Origin of the sequence: Protofrankia sp. CiP3 (assembly GCF_917627345.1) — a bacterium.
In the GTDB taxonomy this organism is placed as follows: domain Bacteria; phylum Actinomycetota; class Actinomycetes; order Frankiales; family Frankiaceae; genus Protofrankia.
Genome location: NZ_CAKJTM010000005.1, coordinates 126411 through 143560, shown reverse-complemented (window position 1 = coordinate 143560; position 17150 = coordinate 126411). Strand labels below are relative to the sequence as shown.

Below are 17150 nucleotides of genomic sequence, written 5' to 3'. Positions count from 1 at the left end.
CCGAACACTCCACCTGCACGGCGGGTGATGCGTGCACCAAGGGATCATGGCAGGTGCTCAGCTACCAGTCACCTGTCCGGGCCATCCATGCCGCACTTCTCAAGAATGGTAACGTGCTGCTCATCGCGGGGTCGGGTAATGACCCCAACCAGTTCGCGGCCGGTACCTTCAAGACGTCGGTGTGGAATCCCAGCACGGGCGCCTTCGCCGATGTCTCCACTCCTGATGACTTCTTCTGTACCGGTCACGTCCAGCTTGCCGACGGTCGACTGCTGGTGATGGGTGGGAACAAGGCGTACCCGACCGCGGACCATGGCTACGAAGGCATCAAGTCCTCCTATATCTTCGATCCGACGACGAATCAGTACGTGCGGGTGAACGATCTCAACACGGGTCACTGGTATCCGTCCGCCACGGAGCTCGGTAACGGTGACGTGATCTCGCTCGGCGGGCTGGACGAGAACGGCAACGGTTCCGTCGAGGTCGAGCGCTTCTACAGTGCCAGCGGAAAGTGGAACAATCCGCGGCCGACCCAGACCTACCGTTTCTGGGGGCTGTACCCATCAATGATTCTTCTGCAGGACGGCCGGTTGTTCTACACCGGATCACACGTGTTCGGCAACAACGTCAACGGTGGTCCCGGGGCTAATCTTTACAACGTTGACACCGGTCAGGTGACCGATGTGCCCGGACTCCGGCTGAAAGATCAGCGGGACCAGTCGATGTCGGTTCTGCTGCCGCCGGCGCAGGCCCAGCGTGTCGCCACCTTCGGCGGGGGAAACATCGAGACCAACGTTGACGCGAACAACACGACGGATCTCATCGACCTGTCCAAGGCGAATCCGACCTATGTCCCTGGTGCGAACCTGCCGACCGGCAAGATGTACGTCTCCGCGGTCATCCTCCCGGATGGGAAGGTGTTCGAGACTGGCGGTGGCCTACATAATCGGGCCGACCCGGTGTACGAGGCGTCGATGTACGATCCGGTCGCGAACAGCTTCACACCGATGGCCACCGACCCGATTCCGAGGACGTACCATTCGTCGGCACTGCTGCTGCCGGACGGCCATGTTCTCGCGATCGGGAACAATCCGGGTGACGGTTCGTTCGATATGCGAGTCTCGATCTACACGCCACCTTACCTGTTGAACGGGATCCGACCGACGATCACGGCAGCGGCGGCTACGTGGGCCTATGGTTCGACCCAGTCGGTGGGCACGACGTCCAACGTCGTCATCAAGTCCGCGCAGCTGATCCGGCCGGCGGCGGTAACGCACTCGTCGGACCCGAACCAGCGTTCGGTGGACCTCCCCATAACCGTCAACAACAACGGTCAGCTGACAGTGACGCTCACCGCCAACACAAACATTGCCCCGCCCGGCGATTACATGTTGTTCGTCACCGATGCCAACAACATCCCGTCGGTCGCTCGCTGGGTGCATGTGGGATGAGACGGGGTACCGGAAGGAGCAGAGCCCTCATGACCGATGAACCGGGAAGACTCGACCGTGTCCTCAGGCGGAGCCTGGTCGCGGTGTTCCTCGCCGTCGCGGTGACGGTGGTGGGAAACACCGATACGGGAGTTTCCAGCGCCGCGACGCCCAGGCCGGCGGCGGCCACGTCCCCATATGTGGCCACCGCCAGTCCGCGTGCCGGCACGGCCCCTGACGGCGCCGTATCCGCCAGCCCTGAGGTGACGATCACGGGTTCGCGGACGCCGGCTCCGGGCCTGTTGCCAACAACGAGCGATCAGCGGGTGACCCCGGTACCGGCGGTCAGGCTTCCCAGCGAGTACGTCGACGGGTGTGACCACCACTATGGGCTGCCGACCCAGTGCGTGCCGGTGAACTTCCCGCCGGGCACTCATGACCGCTGCCAGTGGCTGCGGCAGCACGGCCTGGGCCCGATACCGGTGAACAAGCGCGATCAACTGAAGTTGGACACGAACGGGGACGGCACGGCCTGCGGGCCCGGGGACGCCTGACATCCGTCTCGACAGTGGCCGTGCTGATCTGGCCAACGGATCGGATCAGCACGGCCGGCTGGACCGGGGCCTGACGGCGGGCGGAGCCAATAGCCGATTCAGGCCGGCCCACCATTCCAGGACATGACGACGCGAGACACGGCCATGGGGAGTTCGGTGTCGAAGACGGTGAGACTGGTCATTATGTGCACGCTGCTCGTGGCCGCGTGCTCGTCAGGTCGTGCTTCGGGCGGCGGCAGCGCCGTGGCCGGTACAGCAGCGACTGTCGCGGGCACGGTAGCCTCGCCCACCACGGGGGCGATCGCCGGGGCGGGTCAGCCCGGCCCCACACTGCCTGCCGACCCCCAGATCGCTCCCGCACAGCCAGGCACACCAGGCGACCTCAGCGCGTCGGAGCTGATCGCTCAGCTCAAGGCTTCTGGGCTTCCGGTGACATCGAGCATTATCTATACGGCTGCGACGGACAGTGACCATCTTTTCGGCCAATCGAGTGGCTACATCTCCAAGGCCGCCTTCGTCGACAGCCGGGTACCCCGCGACGGGCTGCCGGACACGAACCCGGGAAGCGTCTGGCTGGGCGGTTGCGTGGAGGTCTTCCGCACTCCTGCCGACGCCCAGCAGCGACAGCGTTTCCTCATGTCGCAGGCTGCGGACCCGGCGAAGGCCGAGTACCTCTACGTGCGCGGTCCCGTCCTTCTCCGCGTCTCGCACGAGCTCGACGTCAGCTATGCGGATGGCTATGGCAAGATCCTGCAACGGACGGGGTGACGCGGTCGCCGCCATCGCCGGGTCGGTTACTTTGTGGCATTAATTCAGCCTATGGGGCATCCGGTTGATGCCTCTCGAGGGCAGCCCCGTAGGCTGTGCCCACTGATCTCGATCAGACGGGACCTGCTTGTGACCGCAAAGCTTGCTCGTACCGGCCCCGCGACTGTCGGCTTCATTTCACTCGTCACCGTGGCCTTCCTCGGTTTGGCCGGTTGCCAGCCCCCGACGCGGGCCGTCTCCCGGCCAGCCGCGGGTGTGCCGGCATCATCATTCACTCCACCGGTCGCCCTGGCGTCGGCCGCGGGCAGCAACGGGCGGCCCGCGGCCGGCCCGGCGGCCGGTGGGACGCCTTCGGCTACACCGGCATCGACAACGTCGCCGGCCATGCGGGTGACCACGTCCCCGGGGATCCCGCCGAGCCTCGTATCGTTGCCGTCAGCCCCGCTCGCCTCACCACCCACCGCGAACAGCTCCGGAAAGCTTCTTTTCGGCCTCGGACCGGCTCTGGACAGCGACGCGGCGTCACCCATCGCGGCCGGGCTCGGAATGTTCACCACCTGGTACAACTCGCCCAGCGACCTCGGATTCCTCCGGGACTGGGCGAGCAATCGAATTCCGCAGACCTATGCGTCCGGTCGTTCGATTCATCTCGTGGTCTGGCTTGACGGAACCGGCAAGGTCGGTACCAATCAGACCTCCCATGGCCCGGCCTGTGGCCGCGACTACCCGCTGTCCACGGCTTTTCTCGATGACACCCGCCAGCTTGCTGATATCTTCAAGGGCGCGGCCGGCGGTCCACCACTCTATGTCACGCTGTTCACGGAGTTCCAGACCTACGCCTGCCAGACCAATGCCTGGGCGCCGAGCCCAGAGGTGACGAACTACTACCTTGCCCTCAAGGACAAATACCTGGCGGCAATGTCCATCTTCCACTCGGTGGCCCCGAACGCCAAGGTCTCCCTGGGCTGGGGAGGCTGGCAGGCCCGTTACGACGACCCGAGTACGGGCGGCGGCCGGTCGATGTTCCCCTACTTCGCGGACGTGATGCGCCAGTCTGACTTCCAGAGCTTCCAGGCAATGCAGTCGGACTCGAACAGCCAGGACATCCTGGACATGACTCGGATGCTTGGGCAGTACGGTCCCGTCATGGTGGCTCACTTCAAGCCGGACAACGGTTCGCAGAAAACATGGACCGCCGATCTGAAAACATTGTTCACCGATGCCTATATTCGGCAGGCGACATCCATGGGCCTGTTCGCACTCAGTTTTATGGACCAGGTGAATCTCGCCACCGACCCGACCGCCCTCTCGCTGGTGCGGTCCGGGATCGACAAATATGGTGTCTTTCCCACGGCCAGATGACCACGGGCTCCCGGCAGCCGATGACAGGAATGACCGTCCCGCGAGCGGTCCTTTCCATGTCCTTCCAGGCTGCCGGGAGTTTTGGCACCCGCGGCGACGCGGAGACGGAGACAGGAACGCGCGGCCGGTGGCCGAGTGGCCGTGCCCAGCTGCCGACCGTGTTAGGGCGTGTTTCGAATCCGTGCTGGCGTGACATTACGCACCAAGGTGAGCGGGCCGGCGGAGCCGGGCATCCAAGCGGCGCCGTGGTGCATCGAAGCCTCGCGGTGTCGCATAAATGTCACCCACAACTTCAGACACAACGGAAGGCCAAACAGAGGCCCCTGAAGGATGTCTGTGGCGCGGTTCATAGCCTGTAAACAGCATCCGGTTGGCGAATCCGTTTTGATTACGCTAAGTAGTTTTCGCACGTCAGCGCATTACTGACGGTAGCATTGGTCGATTTCACGACATGATCATCAGCGATGAAAACCAATCGATACGTGTGGGTAACATCTCGGCTGCCCCTGGCCTCGATCGGCTCCTGGTACGTTCGCTGCACACCGGAACGATTTGCACCTTGCACCTTGCACCTGCGGGCCGCCGGTGGCGCGAAAGAGGATGATCGCGCCACCTTTGGCCCACCTTGCACCTTCGGGCCGCGAGCCCATCAGCGGAGTTGATCCGGGGAGCCATATTCGTAGTTCTTGTCCCGACTTCTTACCGAAACCAACCTGTCGGATGCCTGTCAGCCGAGCTGTTTTCGTTCTGATCCAGTTGGGTCGGAAACTTATCGGGGTGGCTACTTCCCGCCTGACCTGATTTCTTCGGCGACAGCATTCGCGGTGGACCGGGTCCGCCCGGCGCGGATTTCGGGAGCCTGGTCGCCGACACCGAGCATGCTGGTTTTTGTGCTGGGTTTTTCCGGCGGGAATCCCGGGAGCGCGTTTGGGGGACCCGGGAGAAGCCGGCGAACAGCAAAGGAGCGCGACAACAGCTGACCTGCCAGGCCGGGAAATCCCGGTCATGGCATCTGACGTACCCAGTGGACGGTTGCCGCGTCGGCCGCCGTCCCGAACGGGGGGAGACCAGCGATGAGCATGCCTGATGAGCGCATTTTCGATGCGCAGCTGGTAGACCTGGTGCCGCGGCCACGAGCTTCCTCGGCGGTGCTTTCGAGCATGCGCACCACAGCCGTGACCGGCTACCGGCTGGACGAGCAAGTAATGGTGTCGGTGGTAGTGCCGACTCGGAACGAGGCCGCGAATATCGAGGCACTCCTGCGCCGGCTTGACGCCGCGCTGGCCGATCTGCCCAGCGAGATTATCTTCGTCGACGATTCGGACGACGCCACACCGGAGATCATAAATGCGCTCCGTGGTTCGGTCCGAATACGGGTCCGTATCCATCACCGTCCCGCACCCTACCGGGTAGGCGGACTTGGCGGAGCTGTCACCGAAGGCATTCGACTGTGCCGCGCCGACTATGCTGTGATCATCGATGGTGATCTGCAGCATCCACCGGAGGTGATTCCCGAACTTTTTGCCGCGGCTGGCGCGGGAGATGTCGATGTTGTTATCGGTAGCCGGTACGCCAATGGCGGTAGTGCCCCGGGCTTGGCGAACAGTGGCCGCCGACTTGTGTCATCTGGCGCGAACCTGCTGTCCCGCATACTTTTCCCGCTGCGCCTGCGTGGTGTGTCGGACGTCATGAGCGGGTTCTTCCTCGTCCGCATCGCGGCGCTGGACCTCGACCGGCTCCGTCCGGACGGGTACAAGATCCTGCTTGAGCTGCTGGTCCGGGCCGGTCGGTTGCGGGTTGTCGAGGTCGGTTATGTATTCGGTGAACGTCATGCCGGAACATCGAACGCTTCGGCGTCGGAGGGCGTCCGCTTTATGCGGCTGCTCTTGTCGCTCCGGCTGCCACGGGCGGCACGGTTTGTGCTCGTAGGCGTCTCCGGGGTATTGCCGAATGTTTTTGGAACCGCACTCCTGCACCACGCTGGAATGCATTATCTGCCGGCTGCGGTGATCGCGACACAGGTGGCCATCCTGTGGAACTTCGTCGGTTGCGACCTGTTTGTCTGGGAGCGCGGAAAACAGTCAATGATTCGACGGTACGTGCCGTTCGCCTTGTTGAACAACGTCGATCTCGTCGTCCGGCTGCCGCTGCTCGGAATTTTTGTGGACCGGTGGCATACAAGTATCGGGGTAGCCACTCTCGCTACTTTGGCAATCGCTGTCAGTGTTCGTTACGTGCTGGTCGACCGGATTGTCTACAGCGAGCATAGGCGTACGGCGCGGAGTTTTTTCCGCGGGCCTCGACGGTCGGCAGCCGGCACCGCCGGGGAGGCTTAGGAATGATCCGGCGAAAAATTTCGATCAGGAGCAACGGAAATGTTTAGGGGAAGACGCCGGAGGTTGGGGCACCGGCGTGTCCTGACTGGGCTCCTCGCGATCCTCTCCATCCAGTTCGCTGTGCTGGCCGTCGTCGACCCAGGCACGGCGAAGGCGGTCACCTGCCCGGACACACAATGGGCCGCCGACTACTTCGCCAACATGACGCTGTCCGGGCCGGCGGCGGGTTCGCGTTGTGACCGCGACATCAGTTTTGACTGGGGGGATGCGGGCCCCGGGATCGGTGGCCTCGGTGGGTCCGGCTATTCGGTCCGGTGGAGCCGGACGCTCTATCTGGATTCGGGTGAGTACGGCTTCACCGCGACCGCCGACGACGGAATCCGGGTGCTCCTGGACGGCGCCACCGTCATAACCGGATGGAAGGACCAGGGACCGACCACCTACACCGCGAACCCCTCAGTGACCGCCGGCCAGCACACGATTGTCGTGGAGTACTACCAGAACGGTGGAGGCGCTGTCGCTCAGTTCAGTTACGCACCACCGGTGCCACCCCCACCGACCTGTGCGCCCACCCAGTGGACGGCTTCGTATTTCTCCGGAATCACCCTCACGGGTACCCCGCGCGGGCGGTGCGAGGATGCCATCAGCCATGACTGGGGGAACGGTGCACCGGACGTCCCCGGTATCAGTGCGGACAACTTCTCGGTCCGATGGGTCCGGACCGAGAAGTTTGCGGCCGGGACCGTCACGTTCACCGCCGAGGCTGACGACGGTATTCGGGTCTATGTCGATGACACATTGGTGATCGACCAGTGGCGGGACCAGGGGCCGACCACTTTCACCGCCAGCCCGACGGTCACGGCGGGCGACCATACGGTCAAGGCCGAGTACTTCGAACACGGCGGTGGTGCGGTTGCGCGGGTGTCGTACGCCGCCGCGGCTCCGCCTTCGTCGCTGACCTGCCTGTCCACCCAGTGGGCCGCGTCCTACTTCCCCAACAGAATCCTGTCGGGAGCGCCCAAGGCCGAACGCTGTGAGGGCACGCTCAGCCACGATTTCGGTGAGAAGGGGCCGGGCGTGGACGGCATCGGAGCGTACAACTTCTCCGCGCGCTGGAGCCGGACTGACCAGTTCCGGGCTGGGAACAGCACGCTCACGGTGACGGCCGACGATGGCGTGCGCGTCTACGTCGACGGCACGCTTGTCATCAACCAATGGCAGGACCAGGGGCCGACGACCTATACGGCGACCGTGCCCGTCACCGCCGGGAAACACGTGGTCAGCGTCGAGTACTACCAGGGCGGTGGCAGCGGGCTTGTGCGGGCCGGTTACACCGGTGGGGGAGCCGCGGGGGACCTGCCACCACCGCCACCGGGTGGTTGCACGGGCGACTGCCAGGGCTCCTGGCAGACCCTGCCGTACGACTCCCCGGTGCGTTCGGTGCATGCCACCGTGTTGCGTACGGGGAACGTCCTGCTTGTTGCCGGATCCGGCAACAACGGGGCCGCGGCGGTGAAGAACCAGTTCGTCTCCAAGGTCTGGAACCCGTCAACCGGTGAGTTCGCCGATGTTCCCACGCAAGAGGACCTGTTCTGCGTCGGGCACACCCAGCTGGCTGACGGACGAATCCTGCTGGCCGGCGGCACGCTCGCGTACCCGACACCCACAACCAACTACAAGGGTCTCGCGAGCAGCTACATCTTTGACCCGATGGCCGGTACCTATACCAAGACGAATGACATGCCGGGGGGCGGGCACTGGTACCCCTCCCTGGTGAACCTCGGTAACGGTGACGTGTTCGCCACCGGCGGGCTCAACGAGAACGGCTCCGGAAACGTCGCGGTCGAGATGTTCGACTCCAAGAAAGGCCAGTGGAAGCCCTTCAACAACGTGCCGCAGACGTATTTCTACTGGGGTCTCTATCCGACCATGGTGCTGATGTCGGACGGCCGGCTCTTCTACGGCGGTACACACACCTTCGGCAACGCGCTCCCGAACACCTCGGGGTCGGAGATCTACGATGTCGACACTGGGACAATCACCGATGTCCCGGGGCTGCGGGATATCGACTTCCGGGATCAGGGCGCCACGGTTCTGCTGCCGCCGGCGCAGGCCCAGAAGGTCGCGAACTTCGGCGGCGGTAACTCCTACAGCGACCTGGACCCGACGAACCACACGGACATCATCGATCTCAGCAAGGATGATCCACAGTGGACGGCCGGGCCGGACCTGCCGGCGGCCAAGATGTACGTGAGCGCCGTCATTCTGCCCGACGGCAAGGTGTTCGAGACCGGCGGCGCGAAGCACAACTATCCCGAGTTCGCCGTGCACGAGGCGTCCATCTACGACCCAGCGGCCAACGCGTTCACGTCGCTGCCGGCGGACCCGGCCGATCGGATGTACCACTCGGAGGCGTTCCTGCTGCCGGACGGCCGGGTGGCGACGATCGGGAACAATCCGGCTACCGGCGAATTCGATCTGGGCATTTCGATCTACTCCCCTTGGTACATGTCCAGGGATCGCCCGACAATTTCCAACGCTGCCGACCAGTTCGATTACGGGTCGGCACAGAAGCTGACAGTGAGCGGGAACATCGGTCGCGTCACACTGATCCGCCCGGCGTCGGTGACCCATCAGTCCGACCCGAACCAGCGCAGTGTCGACCTGCCGCTGTCCGGAACGGGCCGGGATGTCAGCGTGACAGTGCCGGACAATCCCAACCTGCTGCCAGCCGGCTATTACATGATGTTCGCCCAGGATATGAACGGGGTACCGTCCGTGGCCAAGTGGGTGCATGTCGGATGACCAGAAAAAGAATTCTGCTCGGCATGACCGCCGCGGCATGCGTCGCTGCCGGGCTGCTCGTCGCCCTGCGGGTGACCGGGCCGAACTCGACCATGCCGGCCGGCGGACACGTCCGCCAGGTCGCGGTTGAGCATTCCTGGGGCCCAGGTAACCGGGATCTCAGCGGTCGGGTGCAGCCGCATGGAAATGGTCGCCCCTCCCCGGCGACGCTGTGGGTGGACGGGTGTGACCACAATTACGCGGACGCGGCGGGTAATTCCAGCGTCTGCGTCCCGAAGACCGCTCCCGGCGGCCACGCGGTCGACTGTGCCTTTCTGCGAGCGGCCGGATTCGGCCCGCTCAAAGTGATCGGCACAGACAGCAAGCATCTCGCCGGCCCTGGCAGGACGGCACCCCGCGGTACGACCGTCTGCGCCGGGTAACCCCAGAAAGGCTGCGGAATGCCACTGCGATTCGATGTTCGTTCCGGGCGTCGGCGACCCACCCGTCACTGGATCGTGGCCGTGGCATTGTGCTGTCTCGCCGGGTGTGCCGTCTCGTCGACGGGTACGGCCGCACACCCGGCGGACACCGGCTCATCGCCGCCCGCACCGGCGCTGGCGCGATCGTCCGCAGGCCCGTCATCCGTTGCTGGGACGGCGGCGGATGGCTGGCATGGCACCGCCGTGCGGGTTTCCCGGCCCCGGCCGTCGTTCACCCTGGCCGACACCTCCGGCCGGAGCTTCGACTTCGCGAAGGAAACGGCTGGCCGGGCCACACTGCTGTTCTTCGGCTACACGAACTGCCCGGATGTCTGCCCGACGACAATGGCTGACATCGCCGCGGCCAAGCAACTGGTGAGCTCGCCCGTCGGCTCCGCAATAATGGTCGTCTTCGTTACGACCGACCCCGGCCGGGACACCGCGGGAGTACTCCGTCGATGGTTGAACCAGTTTGATCCCACATTCATCGGGCTCACCGGTTCACCAGCACAGCTTGCTGTCGCCCAAAAGGCCGCTGGCGTGCCGCTCGCGAGTGCGCAACAGGTACCGGGCGGTCAGTACGACGTGGTGCACGCAGCCCAGGTCGCCGGCTACGGTGCCGATAACACCGAGCATGTTCGCTACTTTTCCGATACCACGGTCGCGGATTATGCGGCGGACCTCCCCCGGCTGGTAGCCGTTTCGTGAGAATTCGCAAATTCCGGCCGGAGCGGGCCGTTTACATTGCGTGTCCCGCGGGCCTACTAGACAATTCAGGTAGGAAGCTGTGAACTCCATCCATGCGCCTGCTCCATCACCGCCGACGCGAGCCCGTTTGGAGAGCCTGCCCGGACGGCTGCGTTTCGCGGTCGGCGGTGGGACGAGCGTGTTCGTCCGCGTCACGGTGCTGGTCGTGTTCGCGTGGTTTCTCGGCGTGGGTGACCGGGCCGCGTACGGGTATTCAGCAGTAGCTTCGGCGCTTCTCCCGTGGGGCCTGGGACATGATTTCACCCGGCGCCGCCGAAACGGGAACTGGCTCTGGTCCGTCGCCGCCCGCGGCTCGACCGAGACGGTCGGCTGGCTCATTTTCGTCGAGCTGGCCAGAACCGACCACAGCGCCGCGGTCATCGGTCAGGCCAGCATGCGCCACCTGTTTGCCGCCCTGGTGAGCGCGGTGGTGGTGGCCTTCACCTACCCGTTGGTCTGTGACTGGCTTGTCCTCGGATCCACCGCGGACACCCCGCTGTTTCGTTTCTTTCGGGGCTGTCTCGTCTTGTCGACACTACCGCTACTTGTGGTGACGGCCAATACATTGTATCCGCATCGCGACGGCGTGGTACTCGTCGGGTGGACCACGGTGTCGCTCGCGATGCTGTTCGTCGCCGGCCTGACCCTGGCCCGAGCGCAGTACAGCTGGCAGCGGCCGGAACGGGTTGACCACGTGAACCTGGAGGACCGCGCGCCGGCTCGGCACACTTTTTCACTGATCGTGCCCGCGCGGGAGGAGCCCGTCCTCGGGCGCACCCTTGCCCAGGTGCTGGCTGGGTCCTATCCAGCGGATCTTTTCGATCTCGTTGTCGTCGTGTCCGACGATGAGGCCGACCGGGAAACACGTGCGGTGGCGCAGGAGTTTGCCGACAGCCATCCCAACGTGCGGGTGGTGACACCGCGCAGCGCAATGCGCAGCAAGCCGCTCTCACTCGAGGACGCGCGGCGGTACTGCCGCGGTGATCTGATCGGTATCGTGGACGCGGAGTCGTTGATCGCGGACGGTCTGCTCGGTTACGTGAACACGCTGGCCAGCCATCATCCCGAGGTCGGGATTTTCCAGGGCGGTGTCCAGCTGATGAATTTCCGCGGGACGGGCTGGCGACGACCGGAGTCAGCCGGGCTGTTGCGCGCTGTGACCTCGTGGTGCAACAGCGCCACATCATGGTGGCGGGCACGTAACTGCCTTGAGTACTACATCTGGTTCATGTCGAGGCTGCGCTACCAGGCAGTGGCGCGTTTCATTCCGCTCGGTGGCAACACGGTCTTCATCCGGCGCGAGGTTCTCAACCAGCTGGGCGGCTGGGATGTCTCCTGCCTGACCGAGGACTGTGATCTCGGTGTACGAGCCTCGGTGGCGGGCGTCGAGACCATGGTCTTCTATCATCCGGAGCTCACCACCCGCGAAGAGACACCGGAGACACTGGGCAAACTGGTGGTCCAGCGGACCCGGTGGATGATGGGTTTCATCCAGGTGTTCCAAAAAGGCGACTGGCGTCAGCTCCCGGGGCGGCGCCGACGAGCGCTCGCCGTTGAAATGCTGTTGATGCCATTTTTCCAGGCAGCCGCCGGGCTGGCGTTGCCGACGTCTGTGCTACTCACATTTTTTCTGTCGGCTCCCGTGGGGCTTGTGATTATTTTCTGGCTCCCGCTACTGGCAATGGTCATGATGACCCTGATGGAACAGGCTGCTTTCCGGGAATTTGCTGATGCATATCATCTCAAGGTAGGATTTCTCGACAGTGCCCGATTGCTGGTGAGCGCGCCGGTGTATCAGCTGGTCCTGTCCGCGGCGGCGCTGCGCGCTATGGTGCGGCTGCTCCAGGGCAAGGTCCAGTGGGAGAAGACCACACATGTCGGCGCCCACCACGTGGTGCTGCCGGGTACCGCCGAACTCAAAGGGGTTTCGTGACCACGACCACGCTGCCGGTCGCGCCCCCGGGCACTGTCGCCGACGGTGGTGCTTCTCGGGCCGGCCGGGTACCCGGGGACCGCGTTACCGTCACCCGAGCGCGTATCGCCGGCTGGCTGTCCCTCCACTGGCGGAGCCTGGCTCTGCTGACAGCCCTTCTCGTCGCCTGTGGGCTGGTGCACGGACTCAACCTCGATGGCTGGCCGGGCCGGATCAACGACGACGAGGGCACGTACGCGGCCCAGGCATATGCCATGCAGTACCGGGGCCAGATCACCCACTACACGTATTGGTATGATCATCCTTTCGGTGGCTGGCTGCTCATAGCCATCTACACGACCGTCACAAACGCATTCGAGCGGGCGCCGTCGGCGGTGACGGCCGCGCGTGAGTGCATGCTCGTCGTCCACCTGGTCAGTTGCGCGCTCCTGTACCTGCTCGCCCGCCGTCTCGGGTTTCGCCGTGTTTTCGCCGGTCTTGCTGTCGGGTTGTTCTCCCTGGCACCGCTCGCGGTGTGGTATCAGCGGCTTGCGTTCCTCGACAACATCGCGGTGCTGTGGGTGCTGGCAGCGCTGGTCTGCGCGGTGTCAACACGCCGCAGCGTGGGGGCAGCCGTCGCCTCCGGCGTCTTCATGGCGTTCGCCTTCTGGTCGAAGGAAACGTCCCTGATGCTCCTGCCGGGTGTCTACCTTCTGCTCCGGCAGAATCGCGACCCGCGTAACTGGCGGTTCGTGCGTCGCAATTTTCTCGGATTCCTGACGGTGATCTGTGGGATCTACGTCCTGTACGCGGTGGCGAAGAACGAGCTGCTCGAGGGGACGGGTCACGTCTCGCTCATCCGGGCGGTCAAATGGCAGCTCTTCGAGCGGACCGCGAGCGGAAGCCTGCTGCAGGCGGGCAGCGGCACACAGGGCATGGCCGGTCTGTGGCTGCACATGGATCCCTATCTGCTGGGCGCCGGCGTCGTCACCGCAATCCCGGCACTTTTCGTCAGGCGTCTTCGGATGGTCGCGGCGCTCCTGCTGATCCAGGTTGTCTTCATGTTCCGCGACGGCTACATGCCGTATGCCTACGTGACGGCGATGTTGCCATTCGCGGCACTGTGCGCGGCCGGCATGCTGGACGTGACCCTTCCCCGCGTACCGGCACGCGGCGCACCCGACAGCGCGGACCGCGAGCCGCACACGCGCGCCAGCCGGCGCCGGGTCGCCGCGGCCAGGGCCACGCGGCTGGCCCTGGTGGTCGGCGTGCTGATCGCTGGATTGGTGGCGCTGCCCGGCGAGTGGGCGCCGAAGCTGGGTACGGCGCTGGCCGCCGATGACAGCAGGCCGAGCCGGGACGCTGCGCGTTGGTATATCGAGAACGTTCCCAATGGTCACACCGTCGTGACGGATGACAACATCTGGACCGATCTCGTGATTGCGGGCAAGAAGCCGGACCCGATCTGGTTCTATAAACTTGATCTTGACCCCGCGGTTCGCGGGAAACTGAAGAACGGCTGGCAGGACGTTGACTACTTCGTTCTCGGTCAGCTGATGCCGTCGACTCTTCATGATCTGCCGCTGGTGGCCGAGGGCCTGCGGCACTCGGTCGTGGTGAAGTCGTTCGGGCCGGATGGGCAAATCACGGTCCGTAAGGTGATTAAGAGCGCCCGGCAATAGGGTACCCGTGCATCGCGCAGCGATGGATGGGGAGCGATGCGGCGAGGTGCGTGCCCCACAACCAGGGTGACTCCCTCCGCCGCCTCGCGATGCACGCACCCCAGCCCCGCTCCTTGATCCACACCCCTGTTGCCGGGCGCTCTAAGCCGGGTTGTCCGGTCGAGGTGGCAGCCCCGCCGCCGGGCTGCTGACCCGCGGGCGCCGGTACGTCCATGAGCACCCTGTCCGGCGCGGACCGCCCTGTCCGGCGCGCTGGCGTTCCGGTTCCGTCCGTGGGATCGGGCGGGGTTAGGATTACCCCATCGCGTTGAGGGATGTATGGGTGATTTTGTGATGCTGTTCAGCGGGTGGCGGCACGTGGCGGCGTCCACCTCGTGATCATCAACGAGGCGCAGGTGGCCGAGGCGCTCCCCAGCTACGAGTTGGGCGCCAAGCTGGGCGCGGGCGCCTTCGGGCTGGTGTTAGCGGGCCGGCACCGCGATCTTGATCGAGATGTTGCGATCAAGGTGCTGTCCCCGGCGCAGGAGAACGCGCCAGGCGGTTTCAAGGCCGAGGCACGGATCCTCGCCGCGATGGATCATCCGCATGTCGTGCGGGTCTACGATTACGTCGAGGCCGACGAGCTGCATCTGATCGTCATGGAGCTGCTGGGTGGAGGGACACTGACCCGTCGGCGGGCGGGCATCCCGCCGGAGGGTGCCTGCGCGGTCGGTCTGGCGGTGGCCGCAGCGCTGGCCTGCGCGCATGCCCAGGGGGTACTGCACCGCGACATCAAGCCCGACAACATTTTGTTCGACACCGGCGGCCTGCTCAAGGTCACCGACTTCGGGATCGCGAAGATTTTCGACGGGTCAGCGGCCACCGCGAGCATGCTCATCGGGACCCCGAAGTACATGGCGCCCGAACAGCTCGTCGGCGGTCGGTTGGGGCCGCCCACCGACCTGTACGCCCTCGGGGTACTCCTGTACGAGCTGCTCGTCGGGACACCGCTGTTCGATCCGGCGCTGTCGTCGCACGCCCTGGGCTATCATCACCTTTACTCGCCGCCACCACCGTTGGTGGGTGTGCCCGCTCCGGTGGCCGAGGCGGTTCTGCGGGCTCTGGCCAAGGATCCGGCCGCTCGCCAGCCCTCCGCACACGCCTTCGCTCTTGATCTTGCGGCTGCCGCGGCCCGCGGTTACGGCCCTCGCTGGACCACCCGTGCCGGCATCGGACTACGCCTCGCCGACGACGTCCGTGATGCCGCTGACCTTCTGCTGGCGCAGCCCAGTTGGCAGATACCGGCGCCTGTCCCCCGCCCGCCGGGTCCGCCGCCCGCAGCCCAGCCTTCGTCACCATGGGTTGCGCAGCCGCCGGCCGCGCCCGCGGCGCGCCCGTCGAACGCCGCATATCAGGCCGTTCCCGGGTATCCGCCAAGTCCCGGCCAGCCAAATCCCGGGTACCAGACCCCGGGGCGGCCAAATCCCGGGTACCAGAGCCCTGGGCAGCCAAGCCCCGGTTACCAGACCCCGGGGCAGCCAAGCCCCGGTTACCAGACCCCGGGGCAGCAGAGTCCTGGGCAGCAACAGAGCGCTGGCTATCAGGCAGGCGCAGGGCCGCAGGCCGCTGCCGGATATCCGCTCGGCTCCGGTCAGCAGGGCCTACCCGGCTATCAGGCGGGTCCTGGCTATCCGCCGAGCCCGGGGTACTACCCGGTCAATCCGGGATATCCCGCCCCGCCAGGTTATGCCCAGGGACAATACGATGTATCAGCCCCGTTCGGACGTGATCCGGTCACCGGCGAACCGTACTCGGATAAGCAGAAGCTCGTCGCCGGCCTGCTGCAGATTTTCCTGGGTGTGTTCGGGGCCGGACGCTGGTACCTGGGCGACACCGCCATCGCGCTCGCCCAGTTGTTCACCTGCGGTGGTTTCGGGGTCTGGGCGTTGATCGACGGGGTCCTGATGCTCACCGGTAATGTTCGCGATGTACAGGGCCGGCCACTTCGTGATTGATCAGGGCCGTTCGGTCGTTGGAACGGGCCGTACCCGCCTGCTGCTTGGCGCGGCCGCGGGCGCGCTGGGCGTGGGTTACCTTGCCGTCGTCGACCCGCACGATGCGGCTGCGGTCATGCCGGTGTGCCCGGCGAAGTTTGTCACCGGGCTTGACTGCCCGGCGTGCGGCGGGCTTCGGCTGGTTCACGATCTGTTGCACGGTCGGTTGCGGGCCGCGGTTCACGACAATCTCTTCGTACTGCTCTGTAGCCCTGTTCTGGTCCACCTGGGCTGGCGGCGGGCACGGGCGGCCTGGCTGGGTGAGCAGGCACCTGTTCCCAGAGCGCTTGCGCACGGGCTGGCCGCTGGCGCGCTTGTCTGGATGGTCGTGCGGAACCTGCCCGGCTGGCCCCTGGCACCGGCGTCTGCCTGTTCGGCGCTGTGAGCGTCCTGGACCGTGACCTGACCACGGTGGGTTGGCTTCTTGGGCATGGAAGCCACCGCTACGGGCGGCGCGGCCCCTACTGCCGGGCGCTCTTAGCTGATCAATGTGAATGAGCGGATGCAGCGCTCACATCCGCTCAAATCTGAAAACGAGCTCCTGTCCCTCCCGCATGGCCAGCCGCAGCCGTGCGCTGCCCGGCACGTAGGTCTCCAGCACCCTGATCAGCTCGTCCGTATCGACACCGACGCTCACGCGCAGATCAACGCCTCCGGTGATCTTGCTCGTGAGAACGCGCGCACCGCGCGTGTCCTCCTGTCCGTTCACCCGCGCTGTCCCGATTCGTCTCCCGCTGAATAGTCCGCGTGCCTGGTCTTCACGCCTCCGGCCGGGGCGGACGAAGGCGTGCGAACACGGCCGGAACTACTCGGTAGTCGGCGAGCCGGTACGCCTGGGCGTGTGCCTCGGCCGCACGTGCCGTCGGGAAGATCAATAATGCACTGTCCGGGCGCCCGTCCGGGCCAAGCGCGACGATCACGTAGGGGACGGACTGGTCGAGCCGCGGGAACCGGGGCTCATCGGATTGCCGGTGAAGCCGGGCGGACGCGACCGGCCGGCGGGTGTAGGTCTTCGGTGCTACCACGGCATCCCCCATGTGCGTATCGGCTGGGTGGTCGG

At 65.3% G+C, this 17150-nt stretch carries 15 protein-coding genes; 12 read left to right on the top strand and 3 right to left on the bottom strand.

Annotation, left to right across the window (positions count from 1 at the left end):
* The 3 genes from MJ797_RS03500 to MJ797_RS03490 all read left to right on the top strand — a co-directional run.
* The coding region (locus MJ797_RS03500; RefSeq protein WP_239331767.1) for a galactose oxidase early set domain-containing protein at positions 1 to 1451 on the top strand (1451 nt) is incomplete at its 5' end.
* Between the two features lie 29 nt (positions 1452 to 1480).
* On the top strand, positions 1481 to 1984 hold the full coding sequence (locus MJ797_RS03495) for a hypothetical protein (protein ID WP_239331765.1): 504 nt from the start codon (positions 1481 to 1483) through the stop codon (positions 1982 to 1984).
* A 156-nt stretch (positions 1985 to 2140) separates the two neighbouring features.
* On the top strand, positions 2141 to 2752 hold the full coding sequence (locus MJ797_RS03490) for a hypothetical protein (protein WP_239331763.1): 612 nt from the start codon (positions 2141 to 2143) through the stop codon (positions 2750 to 2752).
* 44 nt (positions 2753 to 2796) lie between these two features.
* Here MJ797_RS03490 and MJ797_RS03485 read toward each other — a convergent pair whose 3' ends face one another.
* Positions 2797 to 3309, bottom strand: coding sequence for a hypothetical protein (locus MJ797_RS03485; protein WP_239331761.1), 513 nt, complete (start codon positions 3307 to 3309; stop codon positions 2797 to 2799).
* Here MJ797_RS03485 and MJ797_RS03480 point away from each other — a divergent pair.
* The 9 genes from MJ797_RS03480 to MJ797_RS03440 all read left to right on the top strand — a co-directional run bounded on the left by MJ797_RS03480 (position 3299) and on the right by MJ797_RS03440 (position 16475).
* Entirely contained in the window at positions 3299 to 4114 is an 816-nt protein-coding gene (locus MJ797_RS03480) for a hypothetical protein (RefSeq protein WP_239331759.1), read from the top strand. The two genes, MJ797_RS03485 and MJ797_RS03480, sit on opposite strands and share 11 nt — an antisense overlap.
* Positions 4115 to 5187: 1073 nt before the next feature.
* Positions 5188 to 6450 carry a glycosyltransferase family 2 protein gene (locus tag MJ797_RS03475; RefSeq protein WP_239331757.1) on the top strand — a complete coding sequence of 421 codons (1263 nt, stop codon included), beginning with the start codon at positions 5188 to 5190 and terminating at the stop codon, positions 6448 to 6450.
* Between the two features lie 63 nt (positions 6451 to 6513).
* A complete protein-coding gene (locus MJ797_RS03470; protein ID WP_239331755.1) occupies positions 6514 to 9255 on the top strand; it encodes a PA14 domain-containing protein in 2742 nt (913 codons plus the stop codon).
* Positions 9252 to 9677 (top strand): hypothetical protein, encoded by a 426-nt coding sequence (locus tag MJ797_RS03465; protein WP_239331753.1) that lies wholly within the window; start codon positions 9252 to 9254, stop codon positions 9675 to 9677. Before MJ797_RS03470 ends, MJ797_RS03465 begins: the two co-directional genes overlap by 4 nt.
* 81 nt (positions 9678 to 9758) lie before the next feature.
* Positions 9759 to 10424 (top strand): SCO family protein, encoded by a 666-nt coding sequence (locus MJ797_RS03460; RefSeq protein WP_239331751.1) that lies wholly within the window; start codon positions 9759 to 9761, stop codon positions 10422 to 10424.
* 127 nt (positions 10425 to 10551) lie between these two features.
* The gene (locus MJ797_RS03455; RefSeq protein ID WP_239331749.1) at positions 10552 to 12396 is read left to right on the top strand and encodes a glycosyltransferase; all 1845 of its coding nucleotides are present in this window, start codon (positions 10552 to 10554) and stop codon (positions 12394 to 12396) included.
* Complete coding sequence (locus tag MJ797_RS03450; protein ID WP_239331747.1) at positions 12393 to 14057, top strand: glycosyltransferase family 39 protein; 1665 nt, start codon at positions 12393 to 12395, stop codon at positions 14055 to 14057. Before MJ797_RS03455 ends, MJ797_RS03450 begins: the two co-directional genes overlap by 4 nt.
* A 347-nt stretch (positions 14058 to 14404) precedes the next feature.
* Positions 14405 to 16051 (top strand): protein kinase, encoded by a 1647-nt coding sequence (locus tag MJ797_RS03445; protein WP_239331745.1) that lies wholly within the window; start codon positions 14405 to 14407, stop codon positions 16049 to 16051.
* Positions 16023 to 16475, top strand: a complete 453-nt coding sequence (locus tag MJ797_RS03440) for a DUF2752 domain-containing protein (protein WP_239331743.1) — start codon at positions 16023 to 16025, stop codon at positions 16473 to 16475. The genes MJ797_RS03445 and MJ797_RS03440 overlap by 29 nt, the downstream gene beginning before the upstream one ends.
* A 126-nt stretch (positions 16476 to 16601) precedes the next feature.
* Here the strand turns inward: MJ797_RS03440 and MJ797_RS03435 are convergent, their stop codons facing one another.
* Positions 16602 to 16799 carry a hypothetical protein gene (locus MJ797_RS03435; RefSeq protein WP_239331741.1) on the bottom strand — a complete coding sequence of 66 codons (198 nt, stop codon included), beginning with the start codon at positions 16797 to 16799 and terminating at the stop codon, positions 16602 to 16604.
* A gap of 49 nt (positions 16800 to 16848) precedes the next feature.
* On the bottom strand, positions 16849 to 17150 hold a 302-nt coding region (locus MJ797_RS03430), incomplete at its 5' end, for a hypothetical protein (RefSeq protein WP_239331739.1).

Bases quoted from the DNA above. Each gene is read 5' to 3' on its own strand.
- MJ797_RS03480 (WP_239331759.1), top strand. From the start codon at position 3,299: ATGTTCACCACCTGGTACAACTCGCCCAGCGACCTCGGATTCCTCCGG.
- MJ797_RS03465 (WP_239331753.1), top strand. From the start codon at position 9,252: ATGACCAGAAAAAGAATTCTGCTCGGCATGACCGCCGCGGCATGCGTC.
- MJ797_RS03475 (WP_239331757.1), top strand. From the start codon at position 5,188: ATGAGCATGCCTGATGAGCGCATTTTCGATGCGCAGCTGGTAGACCTG.
- MJ797_RS03440 (WP_239331743.1), top strand. From the start codon at position 16,023: ATGTACAGGGCCGGCCACTTCGTGATTGATCAGGGCCGTTCGGTCGTT.
- MJ797_RS03495 (WP_239331765.1), top strand. From the start codon at position 1,481: ATGACCGATGAACCGGGAAGACTCGACCGTGTCCTCAGGCGGAGCCTG.